Raw genomic sequence first — 25,494 nt, 5'->3', positions numbered from 1 at the left:
GGCAACCCTATTGCGCGAGGCTGCTGATCGTCGAGTTGAAGACGCCAGGGCTGATCTGGGTCAGAGCGCGGTTCCAACTTGTCACCGGCTGCTCGGCCACAAAGATGATGTCGTTGGGACGCAGCTCGAAGCGGGTCGCCAATATGAGCGAGGCGGCGTTCCTGGCATCCAGATGCCACGCGGTGACGCCCGCGAATTCCCGCGGGTCGCTCTCGCCGCGAATGACGTAGATCTGGCCGACGTTGCCGTTGATCGTCGGGATGCCCCCTTCTTCGTACATCGCATCGGCCAGAACGGCGCGCTGCTCGAAGGGCAAGGGGAAACGGGACTGTTTGCGGACTTCGCCAGCGAGATAGACGTAGTCGCGGTCCACGGCATCGAGTTCCAGTCGGCTGCGGAAGTTTCCACGCTGCTCTTCAATGATGCCGCGGCGGAGGGCGATCTCGTTGTTCAGTTCCTGGATAGCGTTGCTGCGCGCCGTGTTGCGGACGTTGTACAGGGTTAGCTGTTGAGTAAAGTACGCCTGCGCACGATCCAGTTCGAATGCCGTGTCGACGAAGATGCTGTCGCCATCGACGAGGCGGATGCGTTGAAGGTTGCGAGAGGAATAGAGCTCCTTCAGCGGAACCTGGTACAGCGTGCCGTCCCGGTAGATGCGAATGGTCACGTAGTCGATATCGGTGGCTGCGACCCCGCCCGCGTGGACAAGCGCCTCGTCCAGGTAGAGGGGGCGCAGGTCGATCGGGATCACGGTCGGGTTCGACACCGCACCGCCGATCGACACCCGTTGCGAGTTGAACTCCGCGACCTCGAGGCTGAACGCCGGGTCGATCTGGTTCTCGACGAGGGCCTGGAAGACCATTTCATTCGCTTCGTCGAGGGTTTCGCCCGCGACGCGGATACGTCCGACGTCCGGGATCGAAATGGCGCCGTCGTCTTGCACGACATAGCCTTGCCGCCGGTTCTGCGCGGCCAACAGGCCAGACAGTTCCTCGACGGAGTTGGATGCGGACCGAGTGGCTAACACCAGCACGTCGCCGATGCCGATCCGGTACGGACCGCCCGGCGCCTCCGGTGGCACGCGGGTTTCCATGGCCGCCGGGCGGGTCTCGGGAGACACCACCGGCTCGGGGATCGCCCCCATACCTCGCATCGCGCCAGGGGTGCCCGCAGTCTGCCCGAAGGCGGCGGGTAGACTGGCCGGACGGAAGGGAGACTGGTTCGCCGCGATGACCGTTTCGGCCGTCATCGGAACCACGCGAACCTTGGCCCCGTCGACATTGCCCTCCCGTACGCTGGGGCTGGTGTAGATCACGCCGCACCCGGCGAGCGCGAGCAGTGTCGCTGCGGAGGCTGCGATCAGAAATCGTCTCATTGCTCATCTCCCGGGTCTGCTGCCTGTCGCGTGTTCCCGTGCCACGGATACTGAAGGTTGACGTAGCCGAGCTGCTCGCCCAGCCACTGGCGGGCGAGGACGACCTTGCCGGTCTGATCCCGCCAATACGTGTCCTCGTAGGACTGATCGGCGTTACGGCAGGAGAGGTTTGTCTCCCACACCGTTTCGATATTGTCGCCAACGGGGAGCGACACGGAGCGCGTCGGCGACACGGCGCAGACGTACGCGCGCATCCAAGGTCCTACCGAATCCGAGAAATGCCGGTGGATGGCCGTAACGGCCCGGGGCGGGGTCAGGGTGTCCCACGTCGCGGGTGACGGCGTCTCGATGGAAACGAGATCCGTGTTCAGCCCTTGCGTGCCGACGACGATGCCGTCCCTCTCGGTCAGGCTTGCCAGGTCTTCCGATGTCCACACTGTCCCGTTACCCGTGGCTTTTGCCCGCGATAGCAGGGCGCCGCTGCCGCTAGCCTCAAAAAAGACGGTGAGCGTATCGGACGTCTGTTCTGCGCCCGTTTGACCACCCACCGCGCTATTGTTTACTCCTCCCGGCCCCAGCAGAGATCCCGCGGCCGTGAGATCGCAGCCGGCCGTTGCAATAATGCCAACAATGGCCGGCACGGCGAGGACGTGTTTCATCGCCAGAAATTCCCCCAGCGGCGGCGCAGGGTGGGTTCCTGGTCGTTCTTCACGACGTCGTAGAGGCGGTTGCGAACCTGAAGTTGCGCCCCGCCGTCCCGCGTCACTGGGCGGATGGTCGTTGCAAAGCCGTTGCGAGATGGCTCGCCTGACAGCCACGAAAGCGGAATATTGACGAAGATGCCCTTGTCGAAAGACCCCTCGCCGAAGTCCTCCGAGGAAACATCGGTGAGTGTGGCGAAGGCGCCGAAACGCCAGCCGTTCGCGAAATCGCGGCTGAAGGTGACGGTGCTGCCCCAGTCGCCCGCAAGATAGCGGCCGGCATCGACCTGCCCGTAATAGCCGTTGCCGATCTCATAGTAGACGGATGCATGCCCCATCGTGACGTCGTAGTCCTGAAATCCGAAGCCGCCCTCGAAGTCGCGCTGCTGCACGTAGTTGAGTTCGGCGCTGTAGGCGATCGGGCTGTCGACCGGCTTCCAGAGGACTTCTCCGGAGACGCCGCCGAACATCCGCTCCAGGTAGCCGGCGGTCACCCGGCCGTAGAGATCGGGGCCGGGGCGGTAGAAGTACTCCGCCGTCAGGTGCCGGATGTGGGAAGCGCCGTCCTTGTCGTAGAGCGGCAGGTCGGAACGCACGTGGGGCAACACGGAGTCCGATAGCCGGGTGGACTCGTCCCGGTTCCCGGCCAGCTTCAGTCGATAGCTGGTGGACAGGATCAGCCCGGGCGACGGGGTATATCCCGCCTCGAGTTCGGCACCTGCGTACCAGCGGAACGGGTCGTCGGGGTCGAACAGCACCGGCGCGAAATAGGGTTTCAGGCGGATATTTGTGTTCGGATACGCCGGTGGCGCGTAGTTTCCGAAGCTGAGCGCGCTGTAGGCGTCGTCGACAGATGCCCGGACGTAGCTCTTCCAGTCCCGGTCCGGGTTGAACTCCAACTCTTCCAGATCGGACCGTCGAATGCTGATGGTCGCGGTGGGGGTCTCGGCGTTGATAAGGGTGAGCCGGAAGGTCTCCACCTGGTCGGGCAGGATGGCCGCCAGTACGCGCGAAGCCCGCCCGATTGCCTGTGGCGAGGCGTCGTAGCGCGGATTGCGCAGCTTCACCCACGCGGTGCTGCCGTCTATGTCCAGCGAGACCAGTTCCAGTCCCTGGTCATCGAACCCTTTCTCGACGGCGGCCTGAAGCCGTTCGACCGGCGCCCCCTGCAACTGGTGGCTGGGCAGGCCCCAAGCCGCGAGGTTCACCGTGTTGCCACCGCGAACCGAAACGGGTGGGGGGGCCTCCTCGCGGCCACCGGGGAATGGCGGGGATTTGGGGTTTAGGGTGACGGTGCCCTGGATGCCGAATTCCGATCCGTAAAGGGAGTAGAACGCGAGGTCGAACCAGGGCGACGTCCGGTACTTCAACCCGAAATTGAACGGGCTATCCCTCTCGAAGCCGGCATTCTGGCTTTCCAGATCGTAGTTGTCGGAGGAATACTCAGCAGCGAACGTCCACTTGTCATTGATGCGCCAGTTCAGCCCGCCGAAATACGCGGCCGGCCCGGTGAACCAGTCATCGATATTGAATGAACTCGTGGAGCTCGCAATATCCATGTCGCTGGTCCGCGTCGAGCTGTTGGCGCTGCCAAGGCGCCCCCAGCCGATGCCGGCGGACAGGGCAAGCGCAGGATGCACGTGCTTCGTCGCGACGATGTATTCGTTGGCGAAGAATCCGGTGCCCGCGATATCCGTGATCCCGACCGCCATCGCCGGGGTGTACTTCCCCTCGTTCAGAAACCGATAGGAGAAACTGAACGCCCGGTCATAATGGTCCGGGTTTTCATCGGTAATTGCCGGGTCAAGCAGATCTTCGGTGTACGAATATTGAAAGGTCGTCGACAGCCGGGGCGTCATCTGGAAGGTCAACGCACTGCGCCAGGCGTCTTTCCGAAAGGAGGCCGTCGCGGAGAACTGCCCGTCGGGCTGCATCGTCGCAGTCGGCATGTCGATGAGGCCCGGCGTGCCGTAGAAGGACAGGGTGGGGCGCTCGACGATTTCAGCTTCGGTGGCGGTGGGGTACTGGAAAAGGAGGATGGACGTGCAAACTGCTGTCGTCCCGAGGAGAAACGCGTTTCGCCATCTAAGCATCGGCCTGTCTCTTTTCCACAGTCTCCGAGCCATGCCCCGCGCTGCGCATGGTACTGCAAGACGGTCGTGCGCTTCTGCCCGACCGGCCCACGCCGCCGCGATCACGCATTGGTGCGCATGAAGATGTGGAAGTCTGCCCGCCCCACATATGTGCCTGCTCGTTTTTTGGTTGGGCGTTATTCGCCCGTTAATTTCCTTATAGCGACGGATCGGCAGTGTGTCACGTGGCGCAACGGCAACAGATCTTGGCGTCGTGGGGGGCCTGCAGCACTACTTACGGTAGTACGCGTTCGAGCCATAGCCATAGCCGCCGTAGGCCTTGTCGTACCCGTACCGGCGCATGGCTTTTTGATTGACGTTCGTGAGCACGAGGCCCGTCACCCGGATGCCGATGCTGCCGAAGACGGCCAGCCCCTCAGCCACCTGGGTGCGGGTGGTCCTGTTCCACCTGACGGAGAACAGGATCGCATCCACCAACGGGGCAATGACCCGGGAATCCGGGACGACGAGTGCCGGCGGAGAGTCGATGATGATATAGTCGTAGGACTGCCGAAGTTCAGAAAGCAGGGCCCTGAATTTCTCCGAGGAGAACAGGTCCGCCGCGCTGGCCTTAGGGCGGTCGCCGTTCAATATGTCGATCCCCAACTTCTCGTCGTAAACCACTGCCTCGTTCCATGGCGTTTCTCCGATCAGCACCGCGGAGACGCCCGGCTGGTGCCGATTGATGTCGAAGTACTGGTCCATGACCGGGCGGCGCAGGTCGCCCTCGAGCACGAGCACGCGGTTGCCCAGTGCGGCGATCTGGTGGGCAAGCATGATGGAGGTCGTCGACTTGCCTTCGCCGGGAAGGCTGGAGGTCGACAGGATGACCTGTGGAGGCTGGTCGACGTTGCTCAACTGGAGCGAGGTCCGAAGGTTTCGCGTCGCTTCCGCGGTGACGGAGGTCGGGTTTTCCAGAATGTAGGGGACCAGCTTGCCACGCTGCCGTATCGGCATCGTGGCGATCTGGCCCAGAACCGGCACGCCGGTTCGGTCTTCGAGTTCGCGCGCCGTGCGGAAACCTTGCCGCCGCATCTCTCTCAGGAGGACCAGCGCCGCGCCCAGGGCCACGCCAAGGATGAGCGACATCATCACGATGCGGGATTTCTTGGGAGCGCTTGGAAACTTCGGAATGACGGCTTCGGACAGGATACGGGCGTCGGCCTGCTGAATGCCCTGCTGCACGGTGATCTCCCGCAGCCGGACCAGGAAGCTTTCGTAGATCAGCCGGTTGGCTTCGGTTTCGCGTTGCAGTTGCTGAAGCGTCACGAGGTCCGATGACTGCTGCTCCACCTGCGCCTCAAGCTCCTCGACGCTCGCTGCGAGCGTCGCGCTTTGGGATCGCGCGCGATCGGCCTCCGTCCGCGCCCGGGCGACCAATTGCTCGACGCGTGCATCGAAGGCATCGGACCGACTGTCCGTAATCGTGCCGGCCAGCCGGCGCAGGGTGGTGTCGTTCGCGATGCCAATCAGGGCCTCGCGGTCACCTGACGCAAAGGCGGCCTCGAGTTCACGGACCCGGTCATCCAGTCGCTCCGCGGTCAGCTTTGACGCGTCATAGCGCTCGCGCATGTCTTTGAGTTGCCGGTTGACCGCCGCGAGGCCCTCGTCGCTAACCAGTTCGATCGACGAGTCGAATTCCTTGGCTTTCTGCTCCGAGGCTTCCAGTTGCGCCCGCAACTCCGCGACACGGTCGGACAGCCAGTTCGCGGCTTGCTTGGTGGCGTCGAATTTCAGCTGAAGCTGGTCCTCGATGTAGAGCTGCGCCAGCGTGTTGGCCAGTTGCGCCGACAAGGCCGGCGAGCCGGTCGTGGCGGCGATCTTGAAGACGTAGCTGTCGCCGTCGTTCGAAACGCTCAGGGGGCTGAGGGCCTTCGTGATAACGTCGTCGCGAATGCTCTGCGGATCCCTTTCGACACGCTCCACGGGTTCGGCGCCCACGATCCACATCAGGCTCTCGCGCAAGGTGGATCTCAGTCCGGGATCGGCCGGTGCCCTCAGACTGGAGTTGAACCGCGGGTCCTCGTCAAGGTTCAGCCGGTCGACGAGGCGCGCGCCGATTGTCCGGGATTTGAGGATTTCCAACTCCGTATTGATGGACATCCAGTCGGTGGACAGGCCCGAAACGACGCTCTCCAGATTGGACACCGCTTTTTCCTCGCGGGTGTTCAAAGCGACCAGCGCCGAGGCCGTATAAACCGGGCGCGTGTTGTTGAAGGCATGGTAGGCGCCCAGCATCGTCGCGATGAGCCCGCACGCCAGAATGATCCACTTCCCACGCCACAGAGAGTAGAGAAGATTGGAAATGTCGATCTCGTCCTCGTCGGACCCTTTCGGGAGGACGGAGGTCAGCCTGTCTTTGGAGATCAGCGAATTGGTGTTCAACGTCGCGTCTCTTTCTTTGCTCGCTCGGGCGGCCAACGCATGCCGTGGCCCCAATGATCTATGCCGGTTGCCCCGGTCCGATTTGGTGCGGAGCGCTTTCCCATCCATCGTGCTGCACGGGGCGCTGAGACCGGCTCATCGGCCAATCTAAAAAGTCGCGCGCGCAGCAACAGACGATGTCACTCCGGTTGTCATTCAAAAAGCAAATCCACAAGTAAAAAGCCTACGCCTACAAGGCGATTGGGAACCATTACCCAATCCACCTCTGTGATAGCACGGGGTCCCGAGGGAACCAACATGGCAGTTGGCATGGGCAATGTTTTGCTTGGGCGCCGCCAATGCGCGCCTCGGAAAACGGCACGGAATTCAATCGTACTGCCTTCCGCACGGGCCGTGCAAAGACTGTGGGCTCGAACGGTCTTGCCTTGGCCCCGGCGGACGCGGTATCAGGCCGGACGGCGGGTGATTAGCTCAGTTGGTAGAGCGCTTCGTTTACACCGAAGATGTCGGGAGTTCGAGTCTCTCATCACCCACCAGACCGCATCGAAACGCGACTGAAAGTCGAGCGCCACGTGTTTCGGGTGTGCCGACGCAACTATTCCGTCAGCACGGTCGCCGCTTCCGCGCGCAGGCGTTCGAGGACCGGGGTGCTGTCCGCGAAGTGGGCCTCGGCGCGGGAAATCGCATCGCGTGCTTTCTCGTCCTGCCCCATGACCGCATAGGACCGCACGAGCATGATCCAACCGTCGGGGTTGTTCGGCGCGTCCTCCAGTTTTGCGGCGAGTCCGGCCACCATGCCCTCAATCATGTCGTCGCGTTCGCCCTCGCTCATGTCCGCGGCCGCCTCGATGTCGGCCTGGCTGGGGCCCGCGGGCTCCACGGCTGGGGGCAGCAGGTCGAGCCCGAGACGGCGCGCGGCCTCGTCGATCTTCTGCAACACGAACGGTGCACCGGCATAGCTGCTGCGCGCCTCGGCTAGCGCGTTGGCTGCCGCTTCGTTCTCGCCGTTGCCGGCCCGCAGTGTGGCGAGCTCTATCCAGCCCTTGTAGTCGTGGGGGTCGTCCGCAAGCGACCGTTCGAGGTCCGCGATCTGCGATGCGGATTCCGCCGGCACCAGCGCTCCGCCGGCGCTCGCAATCTCTTGCGGCGAGGCATCGGGCAGGTATTCCGTCACGTCAGCGTTCAGGAACCGCACCATGTTGACGATGTCGCGCCGGACAAGCGGCATCCAGGGCGCGTCTGGCTGGCTGTCGCGGACGAGCGCCGTCCAGTCCTCCAGCGCCGCGTCGAAGTCCTGAGCCTGGGCCTTGGCGAGGGCGATATAATAGCGCGCACGCACGTCCGGGCCGCGGTTGAGTACCTGCTCGAAGGCGAGGCGGGCCGCGTCCGGAACCTTGTTGCCGTTGGCGAGCGTCATCGCCTCGGCATAGGCGGAAAGCACGGCAGGCCGGTCGCCGCTCAGCTCGACGGCCTTGCGGTAGGCGTCCACGGAGGCGGAATGATTGCCGATGGCGGAATAGGACTGCGCGAGTGTCCACCAATCCTCGAATGACGTGGGGTTCGCGGACGTCTTGTCGATCAGCAGAGCGATGCGGCTGTTCACGTCGCCGGCGGCGGCCATGCGTTCCAATGTCTCGGCGCGGCGGGAGGCGAGGGGGCGGTCCGGCTCGGTCGGCACCCCGGTCAGGGCATAGCCGCCGAGCGCGGTCAGCGCGGCCAGGGCTGCAAGCGAGGCGGCGATGGCAGGCGAGCGCCGGGACACCGACAGTCCTCCGTCCATCCGGCGGGCGGCAACGAGCGCGCGCCGTTCGATCTCCTGCCGCGCCTGGTCGCGCTCTTCGGCAGAAATCAGGCCGGCTGCATGGTCGCGCTCAAGCTCCTCGATCTGATCGCGGTAGACGGACATTGCACCATCGCTGGCGTCCATGTCGACGTGACCGCCGCGCAGGAACGGCCGCGCGAGCCAGAGCCCGGCCAGAAGGGATGTCGCTGCGATCAGGCTCCAGAAAAGCATCGGTCACTCCCCGGTCAACAGGCGTTGCGCTTCGGCCCGTTCGGCATCTGTAAGCGCCTCGGGACGCGTCCGGGCGCGGCTGCGGTGATAGACAAGCAACGCGACCCCGCCCAGCGACAAAAACAGCAGAGGCGCCGCCCAGAGGGCGAGGGTTCCGCCCTTCATCGGTGGTTCGAGCAGCACGTAATCGCCGTAGCGTGCCACGACGTAGTCGATGATCGCGTCGTCGTTCTGACCCGCGTCGATCTGCTCGCGCACCAGTACCCGGAGGTCCCGGGCCAGCCCGGCGTTGGAATCGAAGATCGACTCGTTCTGGCACACCAGGCAACGGAGTTGACGACCTATATGGCGGGCGCGGGCCTCCTGCGCGGGATCGTCGAACATCTCCGCCGCGTCGAGGGCCATGGCGGCTGGAGCCATCATGGTTCCGGCAAACAGCATGGCGGCCAGAAGGGCGCGAACAGTGTGGTGCAGCGATGGCGTGTGAATGGTCATGAGGTTACTCCGCCGGTTGCGCTGTGGACACGCGCCGACGCGAGGGGGCGCCGATCCGCAGACGCCGATCGGTAAGGGAGATCAGCCCGGCGAGCGCGATCATCACGCCGCCCAGCCACATCCACGGCACGCCGGGGTTATAGTAGTACCGGACGACATTGCGGCCGGCGCCGTCCGGGTCGCCCAGCACGGCGTAAAGGTCGCCGTGCCAAAGCGAGCGAATGCCTGCCTCGGTCGTTGGGCGGCCTTCCACCGGGTACCAGCGGCGCTCCGGATGCAGGGTGGCGATCGGGGTGCCGTCCCGGCTCACCTCGATGGTGGCAATCGTCGTCTGGTAGTTCGGGCCGGTTTCGTTGCGCGTCTCCGTCAGGGTAAAAGCGTAGGGCCCGACATCGAGCGCCGTACCGGGGGAGACGGTGCGGATTTCCTCTGCTTTCCAGACGGAGACGGCGACCACCCCTGCCGCGGCGATGGAAAGGCCCGTATGCCCAATGTAGAGCCCCCAGGCCGAGCGGGGCAGGCCGAACACACGTCGCACCGCGACCCGGGCATTGACGTTTGGCAGACCCGCGCGATGCCCGAGGTCCTGAAGCGTGGCGACTGCCAGCCAAAGGGCGATGAACGCGCCCAGGAGCCCCACCGGCTCGCCCAATCCCACGCCCACCGCCAGCCCTGCGGTGAGTGCGGCGGAGATGGCCGTGGTCAGCGCCGCGCGCCGAAGAACGACGGCAGGCCGTGCGCGTTTCCACGACAGGAACGGGCCGATCCCCGCGGCCAGCATGGTCAGCCCGAAGATCGGCAGGAAGGTCTGGTTGAAGTACGGCGCGCCGACCGTGATCTTGTCGCCCGTCACCAGTTCCAGAACGAGGGGATACAGCGTGCCGACGAAGACGACGCCGGAGGCCGTCGACAACAGGACGTTGTTGACCAGCAGGCCGCTTTCCCGCGACCAGAAGGCGAAAACGCCGCCCTCCCGCAGATCTCCGGCGCGCCAGGCAAAGAGCGTCAGCGCGGCCCCGATGTAGAGGCACAGAAGGCCCAGGATGAAGATGCCGCGCTCGGGATCGTTGGCGAAGGCGTGGACAGAACTGAGGATGCCGGAACGGACCAGGAAGGTGCCGATGAGGCTGAGCGAGAAGGTCAGGATCGCCAGTAAGATGGTCCAATGCAGGAGCGCATTGCGTTTTTCCACCACGATGGCCGAATGCAGCAGCGCCGTTCCGATCAGCCACGGCATGAAGGAGGCGTTCTCCACCGGGTCCCAGAACCAGAACCCGCCCCAGCCGAGCTCGTAGTACGCCCACCAGGAGCCGAGCGCGATGCCGGCCGTGAGCCCCGACCAGGCGATCAGGACCCAGGGGCGCATCCAGCGCGCCCAGGCCGGGTCCACCCGGCCGGTGATGAGGGCCGCCAGCGCGAAGGCGAATGCGGTCGAGAAGCCGACGTAGCCCAGGTAGAGCAGCGGCGGGTGAAACGCGACGCCTGGGTCTTGCAGCAGCGGATTCATCCCCCGCCCGTCCAGCGGCGGGTTCGCGACGCGGACGAAGGGATTGGATGTCAGCAGGATGAACAGGTAGAAGCCGACCCCGATGATCGCCTGCACGGCCAGAACGGTTGCCCGCATCGCCACCGGGATCATCCGTCCGAACAGCGAAATCAGCATCCCGAACAGCGCGAGCATCATCACCCAGAGCAGCATGGACCCCTCGTGGTTCGCCCAGACGCCGGTGACCTTGTAGAGCATCGGTTTCGTGGAGTGGGAGTTGAGCGCCACGGTCTCCAACGAGAAGTCGGATACGACGTAGGCGCGCACGAGCGCCGCGAAGGCCACTCCGACCGCAAGGAACTGGATCTGCGCCGCGCTGTCAGCGACACGCATACCCGCGGCCGACCCGTTGCGCGCGCCCCAGAGCGGCACCACGGATTGCACCACCGCCGCGGCAAGAGCGAGCCAAAGTGCGAAGTGGCCGAATTCGGTGATCATGCCTGCGCCCTCCGTTCGCCCGTCCTGCCGTCCGCGAACTGACCGATCACCGAGGCCTGGTCGTTCATCAGCTGCATCGGCAATCGACGGCGCAGGGCGTCCAGATCCGGAACCACGAACTCGGAGCGGTTCAGAAACTTGACGAGGCCGCTTTTGCGCAGCTTCGTCAGAATGCGGCTGACCGTCTCGGCATTGAGACCGAGGTAGTCTGCGATGTCCTCCCGCGACATGGGAAGCGTCACCGGCCGGGGCGTGCCGTCCTCCGCCGCCGAACACAGCGCGAGTTGACCGATGAAAAGAATGACGCGTTCGGTGCTGTCCAGCCGGCCGAGCGTGATCAGGTGCTGGGACGTGCGCACCAATTGGTCGTGCATGATGTCCATCAGCGCGCGCATGAAGCGGGCGTCCTTCGCCAGAATTGCCGCACGCGGTGTGAAATCGATTTCGCAGACCTCGCAGGGCTCCAGCGCCTCCAACCAGTGCGGGCTGTGGCCATCGGCAAGCATGCCACAGATTGCGTCGCGGGGGCCGGCAAGCGCAACGATCTGCCGACGACCGTCCTTCAGAACGGTGCAAACGGCGGTGGTGCCGCGAACAACGCTCCAGAATTTCAGGCAGTTGCCGGTCATACACTCAAGCCGGTCGCCGCGTTGCAACTCGATGCGAAGGGGTGTGATGTCGGGCTTTTGCCCGTCAACGAACCGGCACAGCCGCTGCTGACAGGCAATGCAAGGCAAGTCGTCTTTGAGCGGCGCTGAGGTATCCATTCGGGAGGTGTCCCTGGCAAGATTTACAATCTGCGGGCGAGTGGGCACTAATGGGCGATTGCTGCGCCGCGTCCTTGATGCAGATCAAGTCGTTGAATGTGAATTGAAAATACACCTTAACCAACTGCGCTTTCCTGACAAATGTCAGGGCGCTGATGTGGGGCGCCCCCTAGGGTCGATAGAAATCGGATTCTGGATCGAGGGGAGCGCTCGCAGTGGGACGCATCATTCTCATTATGTCGTTGTTGCTGGGGATGGCCGGAGCCGCCGCAGCGCAACAAGAGGCAGCACCGGCCACGGAAGAGACGGTGGCGGTGGCTACGGACGAGACGGCAGCAGGCGAGGGGTGCCTATCCTGTCACGAGGGTATCGAGCGTTTCACCCAAGGTGTCATGATGGACACGATCGAGGCCCTGGGCTTCGATTATGACGATCCGGCGGGCTGCACCGTCTGCCATGGCGGCACCGTAAGCGGAACGACCGCGGAGGAGGCGCACGCCGGCGCCCACCCCACGATGATCGAGGACGGCGGGCCGGAAATGTTCTACCCGGACCCGGGCGCGGTCTGGATCGCGGACAAGACCTGCGGCCAGTCCGGCTGTCACGAGGGCTATTCCGAACGCCTGACGAAGGCCCTGATGAACACCGAGGCCGGCAAGCTGCAGGGCAACCTGTGGTCCTGGGGCGTGATCGACACCTACCAGTCCGTCTACGGCAACTATGACCTCGTGGACGAGGACGGCAACGTTCCCACCGTCGGCACGGACGCCTACAAGGAATACATGGTCGCCTTCTCCGAGGCCCATCCGGAGCAGATGCCGACATCGATGGAGCAGGTCCCCGACGTGGACGTGAACGCCGTCGCCGAGCATCCGAATCTGGCCGGCATTACCTACAGCCGCCAGCAGTGCCAGCGCTGCCACGTCGGCGTCACGGGCCGGGAGAAACGCGGCGACTTCCGCGGGGCCGGCTGTTCGTCCTGCCACGTTCCCTATTCCAACGAGGGTTTCTACGAGGGCGGCGACCCGACCATTGCCAAGGATCAGCCGGGCAAGCTGCTCACCCACCAGTTGCAGGCGACGCGCAAAACCAAGGTGAAACACGGGGATCTGGAGTACTCCGGTATTCCGTCGGAGACCTGCAACTCCTGCCACAACCGCGGCAAGCGGATCGGCGTGAGCTACCAAGGCATCATGGAATTCCCCTACGGCTCGCCCTATGACGAGAAGGGGGAGAAGCAGCCCAAACTGCACACCAAGAACTACATCTACGTGAAGGACGACCTGCACCACTCGACCGAGTCGCGTCCCGGCAACCCCGAAGGCGGCATGCTCTGCCAGGATTGCCATACGTCGATCGACATGCACGGCGACGGCAACCTGCCTGGCACGACGTTGGCCCAGGTAGAGATCGAGTGCGAGGACTGCCACGGCACCGTGGGCAAGTTCCCCTGGGAGCTGCCGCTGGGATACGGCGAGGAGTTCCAGACCGAACTCGCGGACGCGCCGCGTGGGCTGTCCGAAGACGCGATGGACGAGACCATCATGTTCGCCACGGACTACGAGGCACAGGACGGATTCCTGCTGACCGCTCGCGGCAACCCCTTCGGCAACGTGGTCAAGGACGGCGAGAAGGTGATCCTGCACTCGGCGTCCGGCCTCGACTTCGAGGTGCCGATCCTCAAGCAGATCTCTCTCGACGGCACCTGGAAGAACCAGAACGCCGAGGTCGCGATGAAGTCTGTCGCCAAGCACCAGGAAAGCATGGAGTGCTATGCGTGCCACGCCGACTGGGCACCGCAGTGCTACGGCTGCCACATCACCGTGGACTACTCGGAGGGCAAGACGGACGTCGACTGGATCGAAAACGCCAATGCGCGTGAGCCCAACGGCCTGACGGCGGATAACCCGCTCGGCACCAACGGCCTCACGTCGCCCGGCAAGGTCTCCGAGACCCGCTCCTACCTCCGCTGGGAAGAGCCGACGCTCGGAATCAATGGCGAGGGCCGCGTGTCTCCGCTGATGCCGGGCTGTCAGGTCATCACCACGGTCATCGACAAGGACGGCAATACCGTTGCCCACAACGAGACCTGGATGACGCCGGACGCCGGTGGCACCAAGGGCATGGACCATGCCGCCGTGCAGCCGCACACCGCCGGGCGCGAGGCGCGGAGCTGTGAAAGCTGTCACAACAATCCCAAGGCGCTCGGCTACGGGATTTCGGGCGGTCGCTTCATGGCTGGCTACGAGGACGGCTTCTACGTCGACCTGGAAACGGCGACGGGCGAGGTGATCCCGCAGCAGACCCAACTCCAGTCGCAGCCGATCCCGAGCCTCGACCACGACCTGTCCCGGATCGTGACCGAGGATGGCAAGCAACTCGTGACGGTCGGATCGCATTGGCCGCTGACCGGCCCGCTGCCGCAGGACATGCGCGAGAAGATGGAGCGCACCGGTCTCTGCATGGGTTGCCACCAGAACATGACCGACGAGGAGCTCTGGTCGCGGGTGAATACCCCTGCCTTCGTGAACAACGCGGAGCATCAGGAGGTGATGGACGAGGCTGTCCATGCCCTGGCCGACAAACGCGATCAGGACGCCGCACAGTAAGCGCCGACCACCGTCACCCCGGACTTACGGGGTGACGGGCAAGGACATTCCACGAACGGGAGCCCAGACCATGCGAGTTACCCCCACCATCGCCGCCGCGTTGGCGCTTGGCGCAGCGAGCCTGTCGCCCGCCCAGGCGGGCGTGTCGTCCGTCCTGACGATCCATTCGAACTACACCACACGGGAACTGCTTTCGCCCTGCCAGGAGGCCGACAACGACGCGCGTTGGGGCGAGGCAGCGGAGATCGAGTGCGAACAATACCTCATAGGCTTCGTCAACGCGCTCGACGTGACCGGTCAGCTTGGACCCGAGGTTGGCATTTGCCTGCCCGAGGACAATGTCGCCGACGAAGTCCGCTGGGCCTTCATGCGGTGGGTCCATGCCTCCTATTCCGAACGTATCGCGATGCCGGCGGCGCAATCGGTCATGGACACGCTGAAAGACTCGTTCCCCTGCGAATAGACGTCGGCTGAACGCCGTTAGCGTTCAGCCCCTAGCGCGCGGCAAATGGCGCCGTTGCGCCGTCAGCCGGTATTTCGCAGCCCGGACGCCACTCCGTTGATCGACAGCAGGAGACCACGCTTGATCCGCTCCGTGGTTTCCTCGGTGCGAACTTTCTCCATGAGCGACACCTGGATGTGGTTGAGCGGGTCGAGGTACGGCGTGCGGTGCTGTTCCACCTTGACTGGCCGCTCTCCAGTGATGGCTTCCAACGCGTCGGCCGTGGCGTGCCACTCCTCCGAGATACGGCTGAAGATCCGGTCCCTGAGCGCCGTGTCTTCCACCAGGTCGGCGTAGTGCGAGGCGATCGACAGATCGCTCTTCTCGATGACCGAGACCACCTTCGCCACCATGGAGTGAAAGAATGGCCAATCGCGATAGAGGTCGGCCAGGGCGTCGCCCCGGTCGGGATTCGCGTCCTGCCAGGACTTCACCGCGGTCCCGAAGCCGTACCAGCCGGGAAGCATCAGGCGGCACTGCGCCCAGCTGAAGACCCACGGAATGGCCCTGAGCGACGTGATCTCCCGCGTGGTCGAACGGGACGCTGGCCGTGAGCCGATGTTAAGCGAGGCGATCTCGTTGATGATGGTGGAGGACCAGAAAAAGTCCTCGAACCCGTCGGTCTCGAAGACGAGGCTTCGATAGGCCCGGAAGGCGTGCTCGGAGAGGCTCTCCATGATTGCCTCGGCGTCTTCTGTGGCGAGGTCCGGGCCGGGCAGCAAGCTCGCCTCCGCCGTTGCGGACACCAGCGTTTCCAGGTGTGCATACCCGCTCTCGGCATGGCCATAGCGCGAGGAGATCACCTCGCCCTGTTCGGTCAGCCGGATTTGACCGTCCACGGCCCCCGGCGGCTGCGCAGTGATGGCTTCGCGAGCGGGCCCCCCGCCGCGGCCGACGGAACCGCCGCGGCCATGGAACAGGCGCAGGCGCAGGCTGCGGTCGCGGAACAGCTTTACCAGTTCACGCTCTGCCTTGTGCAGCTCCCAGCCCGAGGTGACGAACCCGCCGTCCTTGTTGCTGTCGCTGTAGCCGAGCATGATTTCCTGGATGCCGCCCTGGCTGTCGAGCACGCGGCGGTATTCCGGCAGGTCCAGCAACTCGCTGATGATCGTGGGACCCATCTGAAGGTCGGCGATGGTCTCGAAGAGAGGCACCACCGAGATCGTACAGCTGCCGTCGAGCGCAAGAAGGCCCACTTGCTTCAGCAGGACCGAGAGCTCGAGCACGTCGGAGACCGACTGCGCGTTGGAGATGATCGCGGTGCAGATGGCCTTCGGTCCGAAGCGGTCGATGATGTCCTTGGCCGTGCGAAAGATCCGGAGCTCCTTCTCCGTTGCGTCCGAATAGTCCCAGAACGGGCGCAGGAGCGAGCGCGGGGAGTTGAGTTCGGCCCGGAGGAGTTCGACGCGCGCCTCCTCCGAGAGATCCATATAGCCGGTCCCGGGCGCGATCGCTTCGAACAGTTCCGCCACGGTCGTGGCATGGACGGCAGAGTTCTGGCGCAGGTCGACGCTGGCGAGATGGAAGCCGAAGCTGCGGATCTTGCGCCGAAGCGAGAGCAGCCGTCCGTCCGCGATCAACCCCGCCTGATTTGCCCGGAGCGAGGTGTCGATCACATCGAGATCGGTCAGCACTTCCTCCGGGCCGGTGTACGGGGAGGCCGGCAGGGGAACGCGGGGCGGCGGCGCTTCGGGGTCGATCTCCTTCAGCGTCGCGGCAAGCCGGGAGAAGACACCGATCAGGCCGCGCCGGTACGGCTCGTCCTGTCGGTGGACGGAGCGGTCCGGCGACCTCTCGGCGAGCGCGAGTACCTCGTCGCTCACCGGGACGACGCGGGTGGACATCGACAGCTCCAGCCCGAGTTGGTCGATCTCGCTCAGATAGTGCGACAGCGCGTGGCCCGCTTGCAGACGGAAGGTGTTGCGAAGGACCTCGTCGGTCACGAAGGGGTTGCCGTCCCGGTCGCCGCCGATCCATGTTCCGATCCGAAGAAACGGTGGGACATCCTCTCCCGGCCGGAGGTGGAGGGCATCGTGCACGGCTTCCTGTATCTCTGGAACGGCGCGGAAGAAGGTGTGATCGAAGTAGGCGAGCCCATTCTTGATCTCGTCGTTCACCGTCAGCTTGGCACGGCGGAGCAGGTGGGTCTGCCAGAGCGTCGAGATTTCGCGTTCGATGGCCGTATCGATGTCGGAATGATCGAGCCCCACTGTCCGGGCGCGGGTGCGGTCGTCGAGCAGGCGAAAGATCTTGAACTCCGAGCGCATGGTGCTCTGCCGCCGGATTTCCGTGGGGTGGGCGGTGAGGATCGGGCTGACGAGGGCCTCGCGGAAGAACTTGCTGATCTGCTCTTCTGTAAACCCGGCCTCCCGGATCGCTTCCACCACGCTTTCAAGCTGTGACGGCTCGTTCCGGCCGGCGGCCAGCGTCTCCTGATCCTGCGAGATGTTCAGGAGGTGAAGGAAATAGGTGAAGGCGCGCAACACCTGCAGCGTTCTGTCTTCGGACATGCCGGAGATGGTGCGCTGCAGCTTCTGGTAGGCGTTTTCATCCCCCGTCCGGTGGTAATGGATCGACGAGAGCCGGATGTTTTCCACGGTGTCGAAGGCGTCGCCACCCTCCTGCGTGTGAACGACCCGGCCGAGGATCTTGCCGAGGTAACGAATTCCTTCGTCCACGTGCACCTGCGGGTCACCCCCCTCGATTTTCACCGATTCATCAACCAACGCGACGTCTCCTGTTTTTGCATCGCTCCGCCTTAACACGCTTCAAAACGGCCTGCTTCCGAAAAGAGCTGTGGCCTGCGCCGAGGTCGCCTCCGACGCCGATTTGGGGCGGCAAAGCGGAGGAATGGCGCCGTCCTGTGCTGTTATTGAACCGTTAGACGCGTAGCGCGCGCAGCCGCGCGTCCGTCACTTTATGAGCGGGAGGAGCTTCTTGAAGGCTGGTGTGCCAGCCTGCCCGAGCCACTCGAAGACGACCATTTCCGTCGTGACGATCCCCGCCCCATTCGCCGCCAGGCGCGTCACGGCGGCCTGTTCGCTTTCTGCCGTGCGCGACGAAGTGGCGTCGGAAACGAGGAACACCTCGTATCCCTGTTCGATCAGACCGGCGGCGGTCTGGGTGACGCAGATGTGCGCTTCGATCCCGGCCAGCACGGCCTGTTTCCGACCGAGCTTCCGGAATGCGTCGGCGAAGGTGGCGTCCTCCATGCAGGAGAAGTGCGTCTTCGTGAGCACCTTGGTGTCCGGCGGCGGCGAGAGATCGGCAACCGTGGGCCCCAGTCCTTCGGGATATTGCTCCGTGATCAGAACCGGCACGCCCGTTTCCTGCGCGGCGGCGAGCAGGGTGCGCGTGTTGCGGACCGTCTGGGCGGGGGATCGCATGGCAGGCAGAAGGCGTTCCTGAATGTCGATAACGACAAGCACGGATTCGGCGGACCGAATGAGCATGGAAAAGGTCTCCCGTGATAGGTCGGTCGAAGGGCCACGATCCGGGATGTGCCAGATGCGGGCAGGGGAGTGCAACGCGTCTTTGTGCGGTCGCATGCTGTGATGGCCAGCCATGCAGGCGGGCAATACGGCGCCATGGACCCGCAGGCCCAACGGTCGTATGCCTTTGCACCTGCGGTTGTGACGCGGATTGCCAGTCCGAAACTTCGTTCCGGAGCAGGCGTTTGCCGCTTTTGGACGAGCGGGTCTGGCGGATTGCGGGCGAAGGTCTACGCTACGATCCGCAGGGGGAGTGGCGGCTGTTCATGTGCCCGGGCGCATCGCCACGGCACGGACGGGTGTCGTCGGGACTGGAAGGGAGGACCGGATGAAACACAGCACAAGGCAGACAACGGACGGCGCGGGACGTGGAGCGGGGGACTGCCAATGACGCATTCGCTGACTGACATCGAAATCGCCCGCGCCGCCGACAAGAAGCCGATCCAGGAGATCGGGGCGCGGCTTGGCATTCCGGACGAGCACCTGCTTCCCTTCGGACACGACAAGGCGAAGGTTTCGGCCGAATTCATCGCCTCGCTCGCGGACAGGCCGAAGGGGCACCTTGTCCTCGTCACTGCGATCAACCCGACGCCCGCGGGCGAGGGCAAGACCACGACGACCGTGGGGCTGGGCGACGGGCTCAATGCCATCGGCAAGAGCGCGGCGATCTGCATCCGGGAGGCATCGCTTGGCCCGTGCTTCGGCATGAAGGGGGGCGCGGCCGGGGGCGGTTATGCGCAGGTCGTGCCGATGGAGGACATGAACCTCCATTTCACGGGCGACTTCCACGCGATCACGGCGGCGCACAACCTGCTGGCCGCGATGATCGACAACCACATCTACTGGGGCAACGCGCAGGAGATCGACATCCGCCGGATCACCTTTCGCCGGGTGATGGACATCAACGACCGCGCGCTCCGCCAGATCGTCTGCAACCTTGGTGGCGTGGCGAACGGTTTCCCGCGCGAGGGCGGCTTCGACATCACCGTGGCCTCCGAAGTGATGGCAATCCTGTGCCTCGCGACCGACATGGCCGATCTGGAAAGGCGCCTGGGCGACATTATCGTCGGCTACCGCCGCGACCGCTCGCCGGTGACGTGCCGGGACCTGAAGGCGGACGGGGCCATGGCGGTTCTGCTTCAGCAGGCGATGCAACCCAACCTCGTGCAGACGCTGGAGAACAATCCCGCGTTTGTTCATGGCGGCCCGTTCGCCAATATCGCGCACGGCTGCAACTCTGTGGTGGCCACGACGACGGCCCTGAAGCTTGCCGACTACGTTGTCACCGAGGCCGGTTTCGGGGCCGATCTCGGGGCCGAGAAGTTCATGGACATCAAGTGCCGCAAGGCGGGGCTGGCCCCCTCGGCGGTGGTGATCGTGGCGACGGTCCGGGCGCTCAAGATGAACGGCGGCGTGGGCAAGGACGGGCTCGGGGAGGAGAACGTCACGGCGGTGAAGAAAGGTTGTGCCAACCTCGGCCGACACATCGAGAATCTCAAGCAGTTCGGCGTGCCGGCCGTGGTGGCGATCAACCACTTCGTCACCGATACGGACGCGGAGATCGAGGCGATCCGGGACTACGTCAGGGGTCAGGGCACGGAGGCGATCCTGTGCCGGCATTGGGCCGAGGGGTCAAAAGGGACGGAGGCGCTGGCCACAAAGGTCGTGCAGATTGTGGAACAAGGGGCGGCGCAGTTCGCCCCGCTCTATCCCGACGACATGCCGCTTTTCGAGAAGATCGAATGCATCGCCAAGCGCATCTACCGCGCCGACGAGGTGCTGGCGGACGTCAAAGTGCGCAAGCAGCTCCGGGACTGGGAGGCGCAGGGCTACGGGCATCTGCCGATCTGCATGGCAAAGACGCAGTATTCCTTCACCACCGATCCCAACAAACGCGGCGCACCCGTCGGTCACAGCCTGCCGGTGCGGGAGGTGCGCCTGTCCGCCGGCGCGGGGTTCGTTGTGGTGATCTGCGGAGAGATCATGACGATGCCGGGCTTACCGAAAACGCCCTCCGCCGAGGCCATTCACATCAGCGCGCAAGGGTTCATCGAGGGACTCTTCTGATCCGCTGCCCGGCCACACCATGGCCGGCCAAGCACGCCTCCGGCCGCCCGGAGGAACAAGCCCGCTCCGAACCGCGTTCCTCTGCAAGAGGGGCGGCGCGTTCGGTGCCGTTCGAAGTCGGCGCCCGTATAGCGCCAAACTGCCGAGGTTTCCGATGGGTCTGATTGTCTTCCTCCTTTATCTCGCCGCCTGTCTGGTTGCGGGTGCGACTGGGGTGCTGTTTCCGCCGGGAACCTGGTACGATTCCCTCGACAAGCCCAATTGGACGCCCCCGAATTGGATGTTCCCCGTCGTCTGGGCGGTTCTCTACCTGCTCATGTCGTGGGCAGCAGTGATCGTGACAAACTCCCTTAGCGGGGACGACGCATCGCGGATCGGCCTGTCGTTCTGGTCGCTTCAAATCACCCTGAACGCTCTCTGGACGCCGGTCTTCTTCGGGTTGCGGCGTATCGGAAGCGGCCTCCTGGTGATGGTGCCGTTGTGGCTGGCCGTTGCTGGCACCATGGTGACATTCTTTATGGTGAACCTGCTGGCAGGTCTTCTGTTCGTCCCCTACCTCGTATGGGTGACGGTGGCTGCGTCGTTGAACTATGCCATCTGGCGCCGGAATCCGGCACCAGAGCCCATTGATCTCGACGCCTGAAGCGATTGTCCCGACTCCGCCTGCACCTTAACTGCTTTTTTGAGGGCGCCGTGCGGCTATGGCGGTTGCAAGTTGGGTCGGGACCTCACCATAGTATTCCGGATGTCGACTTTCTGGTTTTTGCACTAAGTCATCCATATGGGATGCGGTCTTGCCGAAAGGTCGCAGTGAAGGATCGGGCGATGGCAGCTGAAGTCGCTGCCGGCCCTAAGTTGAGGAGATACTTATGAAGACCTTTTTGTGGGCCGCTGCCCTTGTTTCGATGCCGCTGTCGGTCGCTGCGCAGGGCGATGTCGATGCTGGCGAGAAAGCGTTTCGGCAGTGCCAGACATGCCACGTCGTGGTGAACGACGCGGGCGAAACGCTGGCTGGCAAGAAGGCCAAGACCGGCCCGAACCTCTATGGGATCGCAGACAAGCCGGCAGGTTCCGAAGAGGGCTTCAAATACTCCAAATCCCTCGAGGCGGCCGGGGAGGCGGGTTTGACGTGGAGCGAGGATGACTTCGTGGCCTATGTCCAGGACCCGACCGGTTTCCTGAAAGGGTATCTGGAAGACGATGGCGCGCGGGGCAAGATGTCCTTCAAGGTCCGCAAGGAACAGGACGCGCACGATCTTTGGGCATACCTTTCGTCGCTCGGCGCGGACAGCTGATCAGACGATCGCCTGAAAGAATTCTGATGCAGGGCCGGAGTGATCCGGCCCTTTTCCTTTGCAATCGTGCCGCGTTTTCACCGGCCAAAGCTGCTCGTGCACGACCCCGTTTGGGGCGTTCCGAAATCCGACTGGTGGGGGGGCGCAATTCGGACAGTGTGTCCAAAAAAAATACCGGCGCCCCGATAACCGAGACGCCGGATCCTAAAGTATAAATATATGCGCACCACTCACTCGCGCTAGGAAATTCAAACCGAAATAAACATTCGACTTTTGGCGCTTATCAACACAACCAACTGCACTCACACTACGGTAGAACCACAACTGCAAACTGGCAGTTTTCCGCCGACGGGTGAATTCGTTTGAATACCTAGGTAATACTACCTAACGGCAGCAGTCATCCGTTTTGCCCGCTCCGTTGCCCTTGGGGCACGGGCGACCCAGGCCGGCGGTTCTGGACAGACCGAAATGTTGCATCCGCCGGCTATGGCCGGTTTGATCGCGGCAATCGGTGCGCGATCCGGCAATTGAAGGGGGCGCGTCAGCCGATCCAGACCAAGACGGTGGTGTCATGAGAAATTCGCTCGGCCTGTTGCTGGCGATCGGCCTTGCCGGGCTACAATTCGTTGCCGTTCTGGCGGTGGTCTTTTCGTCCTATGTCACGTCGGAACGGGCGCTGCTGGACCACGCGCGATCGTTGCTGAGTGATGTCGGCACGAACACCATTGCCCACAGTACCGGCTTTCTGCGACCCGCCCGGGCCGCGGCAGAGCTTTCCGCGCGGCTCGCCCAGACGGATGTGATTGCGAGCGACAGGCCTGAGCTGCTGGAAAAGTTGCTGTTTCAGCAACTGCAACTCGCGCCGCAGTTCGCCGGCCTGTTCTACGGCAGTGAGGGGGGCGATTTCGTCTATGTGATGCGCAGCGACGGGCCGGGGCCCTTTCGCTCCAAGTTCATCCGCGTGCAAGACGGCGTCCGGTCCACGGAGTTGATCTGGCGGAACGACGCATTCGAGGTCGTCGAGCGCAGGATGGACCCGGAGGACACCTACGACCCCCGCGTTCGCCCCTGGTACCAACGCGCCCGCGACCAACGGACGACCATCTGGACCGATCCCTACATCTTCTTCACCTCGCAGCAGCCCGGCATCACGCTGGCCTCGCCGGTGATGAGCGGCGTGGACGGCATTCGCGGCATCGTGGGTGTGGACATCGAGATCAGCGACATCTCCGATTTCCTCGCCCAACTCGAGATCGGGAGCCACGGCAAGGCGCTCATCATCCACGACAATGGCGATGTCATTGCCCATCCCAACAAGGACCTTCTGAAGACGACGGATGAGGATGGAACGTTGCGGTTCGCAAATATCCGGACGTTCGACGACCCCATCGCGCAGGCTGCGTTTTCGCAGCTGACACAGGACGGAAAGGTGCCGGTGGCGCGCGAAACGCTGTCGCAGTTCGAGTACAACGGGGAAACCTACGTGTCGGTCGTCATGCCGGTGATGAGCGAGAAACTCCCCTGGACCATCGCCGCCTATGCCCCCGAAAACGACTTCACGTCCGAAATCAAACTCAACCGCCGGATGAATATCTGGATCGCGGCTCTGGTGGCTGCGACCACAGGGCTGGCCGGATTGGCTCTGGCGCAATTCATCTACAAACCGGTGCGGGCCTTTGCCGTCCGCTCCGCGTTGATCTCGCAGGGCGAGCTGGACCCGGAAGAGCCGCTTCCCAAAACCTACCAGGAACTGGAGAACGCCAACGCCATGCTGATGGAGCAGATTGCAGCGCGGCGGGAGACGGAGCTGGAATACGGTCAGACCTTCGCGCTCTCCTCACGCGGGATGGCGCAGGTCGCGCCGGAGAGTGGACAGTTCATCCGGGTGAACGACCGCTTCTGCGAGATCACGGGGTATTCGCCAAGCGAATTGCTCGGGATGACCTTCACCGACATCTGCTATCGCGAAGAAGCGCCCTTCTTGCTGCTCGACGGCCAGCATGGTGCGGAGACTAGCGAGATCAATCACGAGATGCGCTGCCGCCGTAAAGACGGCGAAACGATCTGGACCGCCGTGAACGCGATCATGATCCATAACCAGGAGGGCAAGGCGCTCCATGTCGTGCTGACGTTGGACGACATCACGCTGACCAAGCGCAAGGAGGAGAAGATCTCTCAGCTCAACAAAGACCTCTCCAACCTGTCGCGCGACAATACGATGGGCCAGATGGCGGCGGGGCTCGCCCACGAACTCAACCAGCCGCTGACCGCGATCGCCCAGAACGCGGATACGGCGCTGCTCATGATCAAGGGCGTTCCCGAGGCCGATCCGGAGTTGCGTCAGGTGCTCGACGAGATCGAGGAGCAGTCGCTCCGGGCGGGCGAGATCATCCGGGCCCTGCGCGCGTTTATCCGCAAGGACGAGGGGACACGCACCGATTTCGATTTTGTCGAGCTTCTGGACCAGACGAAGCGACTGGTGATTGCCGAGGCTCATGAAGTCGGTGCCGAGATCGCGACCGAACTGGGCCACCTTCCTCAGGCCAATGCCAACCGGGTGCAGGTGGCGCAGGTGCTGGTGAACTTGCTGCGCAACGCCATCGAGGCGGTGGCGGAAAACCCCGGCAAAGATCGGCTCGTGACGGTCCACGCACGGCAGCGCGGTCCGCAGATTCTGGTCTGCGTCACCGACAACGGTCCTGGCGTCGATCCAGACCTGACGCTTTTTACCCAGTTCGAGACGACCAAACCCGGGGGGATGGGGCTGGGACTGTCGATCTGCCGAGCCATCGTGCAGGAGAACGGCGGGCAGCTTTGGCACGAACCGGCGGAGACAGGCGGCGCACGGTTCTGTTTCACCCTCGATGCCAGCGCCGACGCATAGCGCGCCGCGGCGCCGTCAGACAAAAGGCTCAACGGTGGACAGGGCCAAGCGTCGCATGTGACTAAGTTAACATGACGATGGCGGTCTGCGCGACGTCGCGTTAGTCTCGCCGACGGAGCCCTCGGTTTGACAGAGAAGTGGAATGTCTGACACGGACGCTGTCGTCTTCATCGTGGACGACGACAAGGATATTCGAACGTCGCTGACGCGTGCCCTCCGCACGCGGGGGTTCACCGTGCAGACTTTCGACTCCGCGCAGGCGTTCCTTGATGCATACGACGGTGAACAGCCGGGCTGCGTGGTGCTCGACTTCGGGATGCCGATGATGTCGGGCCTGGATCTGCAGGAGCACCTGAACGCCAAGCGCTGCCCGCTCGCCATCATCTTTATCACCGGGCATGGCGGCGTGCCGGAATCAGTTCTGGCGATGAAGGCAGGTGCGGTGGATTTCCTGGAGAAGCCATTCCGTCAGGCGGTGCTGGTGGACCTTGTCGAGACGGCGTTGGACCTTTCCCGGGAGAAATACGAGGCCCGCGAGCGCAGCCGCGGCATCAAGCTGAGGTTTGATCGGCTGACGGCCCGGGAGGAGGAGATCGTCGCTCGGATGATTTCCAATCCGGCCGAGGTGTCCAGCAAGGAGATCGGCAACTATCTGGGGATCAGCCCGCGCACCGTGGACCACCACAGGGCCCGCATTCTGGAAAAACTCGAGGTCAGCTCCGTCGTGGAATTGATCGACCTGGCATCGAAACTGAAAGAGGCCACCCCGGGCGATAGTCCAAACAGGTGAGCG

The 25,494-nt window shown here is 63.8% G+C and carries 17 protein-coding genes and 1 tRNA gene; 8 read left to right on the top strand and 10 right to left on the bottom strand.

Annotation, left to right across the window (positions count from 1 at the left end):
• Positions 1–7: 7 nt before the first annotated feature.
• The 4 genes from BM075_RS04005 to BM075_RS03990 all read right to left on the bottom strand — a co-directional run bounded on the left by BM075_RS04005 (position 8) and on the right by BM075_RS03990 (position 6,593).
• Positions 8–1,375: a polysaccharide biosynthesis/export family protein gene (locus BM075_RS04005; protein ID WP_093359345.1), complete on the bottom strand. Its 1,368-nt coding sequence runs from the start codon at positions 1,373–1,375 to the stop codon at positions 8–10.
• Entirely contained in the window at positions 1,372–2,034 is a 663-nt protein-coding gene (locus BM075_RS04000) for a YjbF family lipoprotein (protein WP_093359344.1), read from the bottom strand. Before BM075_RS04000 ends, BM075_RS04005 begins: the two co-directional genes overlap by 4 nt.
• The gene (locus BM075_RS03995) at positions 2,031–4,169 is read right to left on the bottom strand and encodes a YjbH domain-containing protein (protein ID WP_177208237.1); all 2,139 of its coding nucleotides are present in this window, start codon (positions 4,167–4,169) and stop codon (positions 2,031–2,033) included. Before BM075_RS03995 ends, BM075_RS04000 begins: the two co-directional genes overlap by 4 nt.
• 270 nt (positions 4,170–4,439) lie before the next feature.
• Positions 4,440–6,593: a GumC family protein gene (locus tag BM075_RS03990; RefSeq protein WP_177208236.1), complete on the bottom strand. Its 2,154-nt coding sequence runs from the start codon at positions 6,591–6,593 to the stop codon at positions 4,440–4,442.
• A 460-nt stretch (positions 6,594–7,053) separates the two neighbouring features.
• Here BM075_RS03990 and BM075_RS03985 point away from each other — a divergent pair.
• Positions 7,054–7,129 (top strand) — tRNA-Val (locus tag BM075_RS03985).
• 59 nt (positions 7,130–7,188) lie between these two features.
• Here BM075_RS03985 and ccmI read toward each other — a convergent pair.
• Genes ccmI through BM075_RS03965 form a run of 4 tightly spaced genes read right to left on the bottom strand, consistent with a single transcriptional unit; the run spans position 7,189 to position 11,853 of the window.
• Positions 7,189–8,607, bottom strand: a complete 1,419-nt coding sequence (ccmI, locus tag BM075_RS03980) for a c-type cytochrome biogenesis protein CcmI (protein WP_093359341.1) — start codon at positions 8,605–8,607, stop codon at positions 7,189–7,191.
• Positions 8,608–8,610: 3 nt separating this feature from the next.
• On the bottom strand, positions 8,611–9,102 hold the full coding sequence (locus BM075_RS03975) for a cytochrome c-type biogenesis protein (RefSeq protein WP_093359340.1): 492 nt from the start codon (positions 9,100–9,102) through the stop codon (positions 8,611–8,613).
• Between the two features lie 4 nt (positions 9,103–9,106).
• Positions 9,107–11,086 (bottom strand): heme lyase CcmF/NrfE family subunit, encoded by a 1,980-nt coding sequence (locus BM075_RS03970; RefSeq protein ID WP_093359339.1) that lies wholly within the window; start codon positions 11,084–11,086, stop codon positions 9,107–9,109.
• Positions 11,083–11,853, bottom strand: coding sequence for a Crp/Fnr family transcriptional regulator (locus tag BM075_RS03965; protein ID WP_093359338.1), 771 nt, complete (start codon positions 11,851–11,853; stop codon positions 11,083–11,085). Before BM075_RS03965 ends, BM075_RS03970 begins: the two co-directional genes overlap by 4 nt.
• Before the next feature lie 215 nt (positions 11,854–12,068).
• Here BM075_RS03965 and BM075_RS03960 point away from each other — a divergent pair, with 215 nt between their 5' ends.
• Entirely contained in the window at positions 12,069–14,462 is a 2,394-nt protein-coding gene (locus tag BM075_RS03960) for a hypothetical protein (protein WP_218152802.1), read from the top strand.
• Positions 14,463–14,532: 70 nt separating this feature from the next.
• Positions 14,533–14,925, top strand: coding sequence for a Rap1a/Tai family immunity protein (locus tag BM075_RS03955; protein WP_093359337.1), 393 nt, complete (start codon positions 14,533–14,535; stop codon positions 14,923–14,925).
• 62 nt (positions 14,926–14,987) lie between these two features.
• Here BM075_RS03955 and ppc read toward each other — a convergent pair whose 3' ends face one another.
• Positions 14,988–17,690, bottom strand: coding sequence for a phosphoenolpyruvate carboxylase (gene ppc / locus BM075_RS03950; RefSeq protein ID WP_218152801.1), 2,703 nt, complete (start codon positions 17,688–17,690; stop codon positions 14,988–14,990).
• Between the two features lie 186 nt (positions 17,691–17,876).
• A complete protein-coding gene (locus tag BM075_RS03945) occupies positions 17,877–18,416 on the bottom strand; it encodes a hydrolase (RefSeq protein WP_093359335.1) in 540 nt (179 codons plus the stop codon).
• A gap of 426 nt (positions 18,417–18,842) precedes the next feature.
• Here BM075_RS03945 and BM075_RS03940 point away from each other — a divergent pair, with 426 nt between their 5' ends.
• The 5 genes from BM075_RS03940 (at position 18,843) to BM075_RS03920 (ending at position 25,491) form a co-directional block, all read left to right on the top strand.
• Positions 18,843–20,522, top strand: coding sequence for a formate--tetrahydrofolate ligase (locus BM075_RS03940; RefSeq protein WP_093359334.1), 1,680 nt, complete (start codon positions 18,843–18,845; stop codon positions 20,520–20,522).
• A gap of 154 nt (positions 20,523–20,676) precedes the next feature.
• Positions 20,677–21,165 (top strand): tryptophan-rich sensory protein TspO, encoded by a 489-nt coding sequence (tspO, locus tag BM075_RS03935; protein WP_093359333.1) that lies wholly within the window; start codon positions 20,677–20,679, stop codon positions 21,163–21,165.
• Between the two features lie 226 nt (positions 21,166–21,391).
• Positions 21,392–21,817 (top strand): c-type cytochrome, encoded by a 426-nt coding sequence (locus tag BM075_RS03930; protein ID WP_093359332.1) that lies wholly within the window; start codon positions 21,392–21,394, stop codon positions 21,815–21,817.
• Positions 21,818–22,388: 571 nt separating this feature from the next.
• Positions 22,389–24,701 carry a cache domain-containing protein gene (locus tag BM075_RS03925; protein WP_093359331.1) on the top strand — a complete coding sequence of 771 codons (2,313 nt, stop codon included), beginning with the start codon at positions 22,389–22,391 and terminating at the stop codon, positions 24,699–24,701.
• Between the two features lie 142 nt (positions 24,702–24,843).
• The gene (locus tag BM075_RS03920; protein ID WP_093359330.1) at positions 24,844–25,491 is read left to right on the top strand and encodes a response regulator transcription factor; all 648 of its coding nucleotides are present in this window, start codon (positions 24,844–24,846) and stop codon (positions 25,489–25,491) included.
• Positions 25,492–25,494 lie beyond the last annotated feature (3 nt).

The organism is Tropicimonas isoalkanivorans (assembly GCF_900112335.1).
Classification (GTDB): domain Bacteria; phylum Pseudomonadota; class Alphaproteobacteria; order Rhodobacterales; family Rhodobacteraceae; genus Tropicimonas; species Tropicimonas isoalkanivorans.
This window is presented reverse-complemented; position numbering and strand designations above follow the sequence as displayed.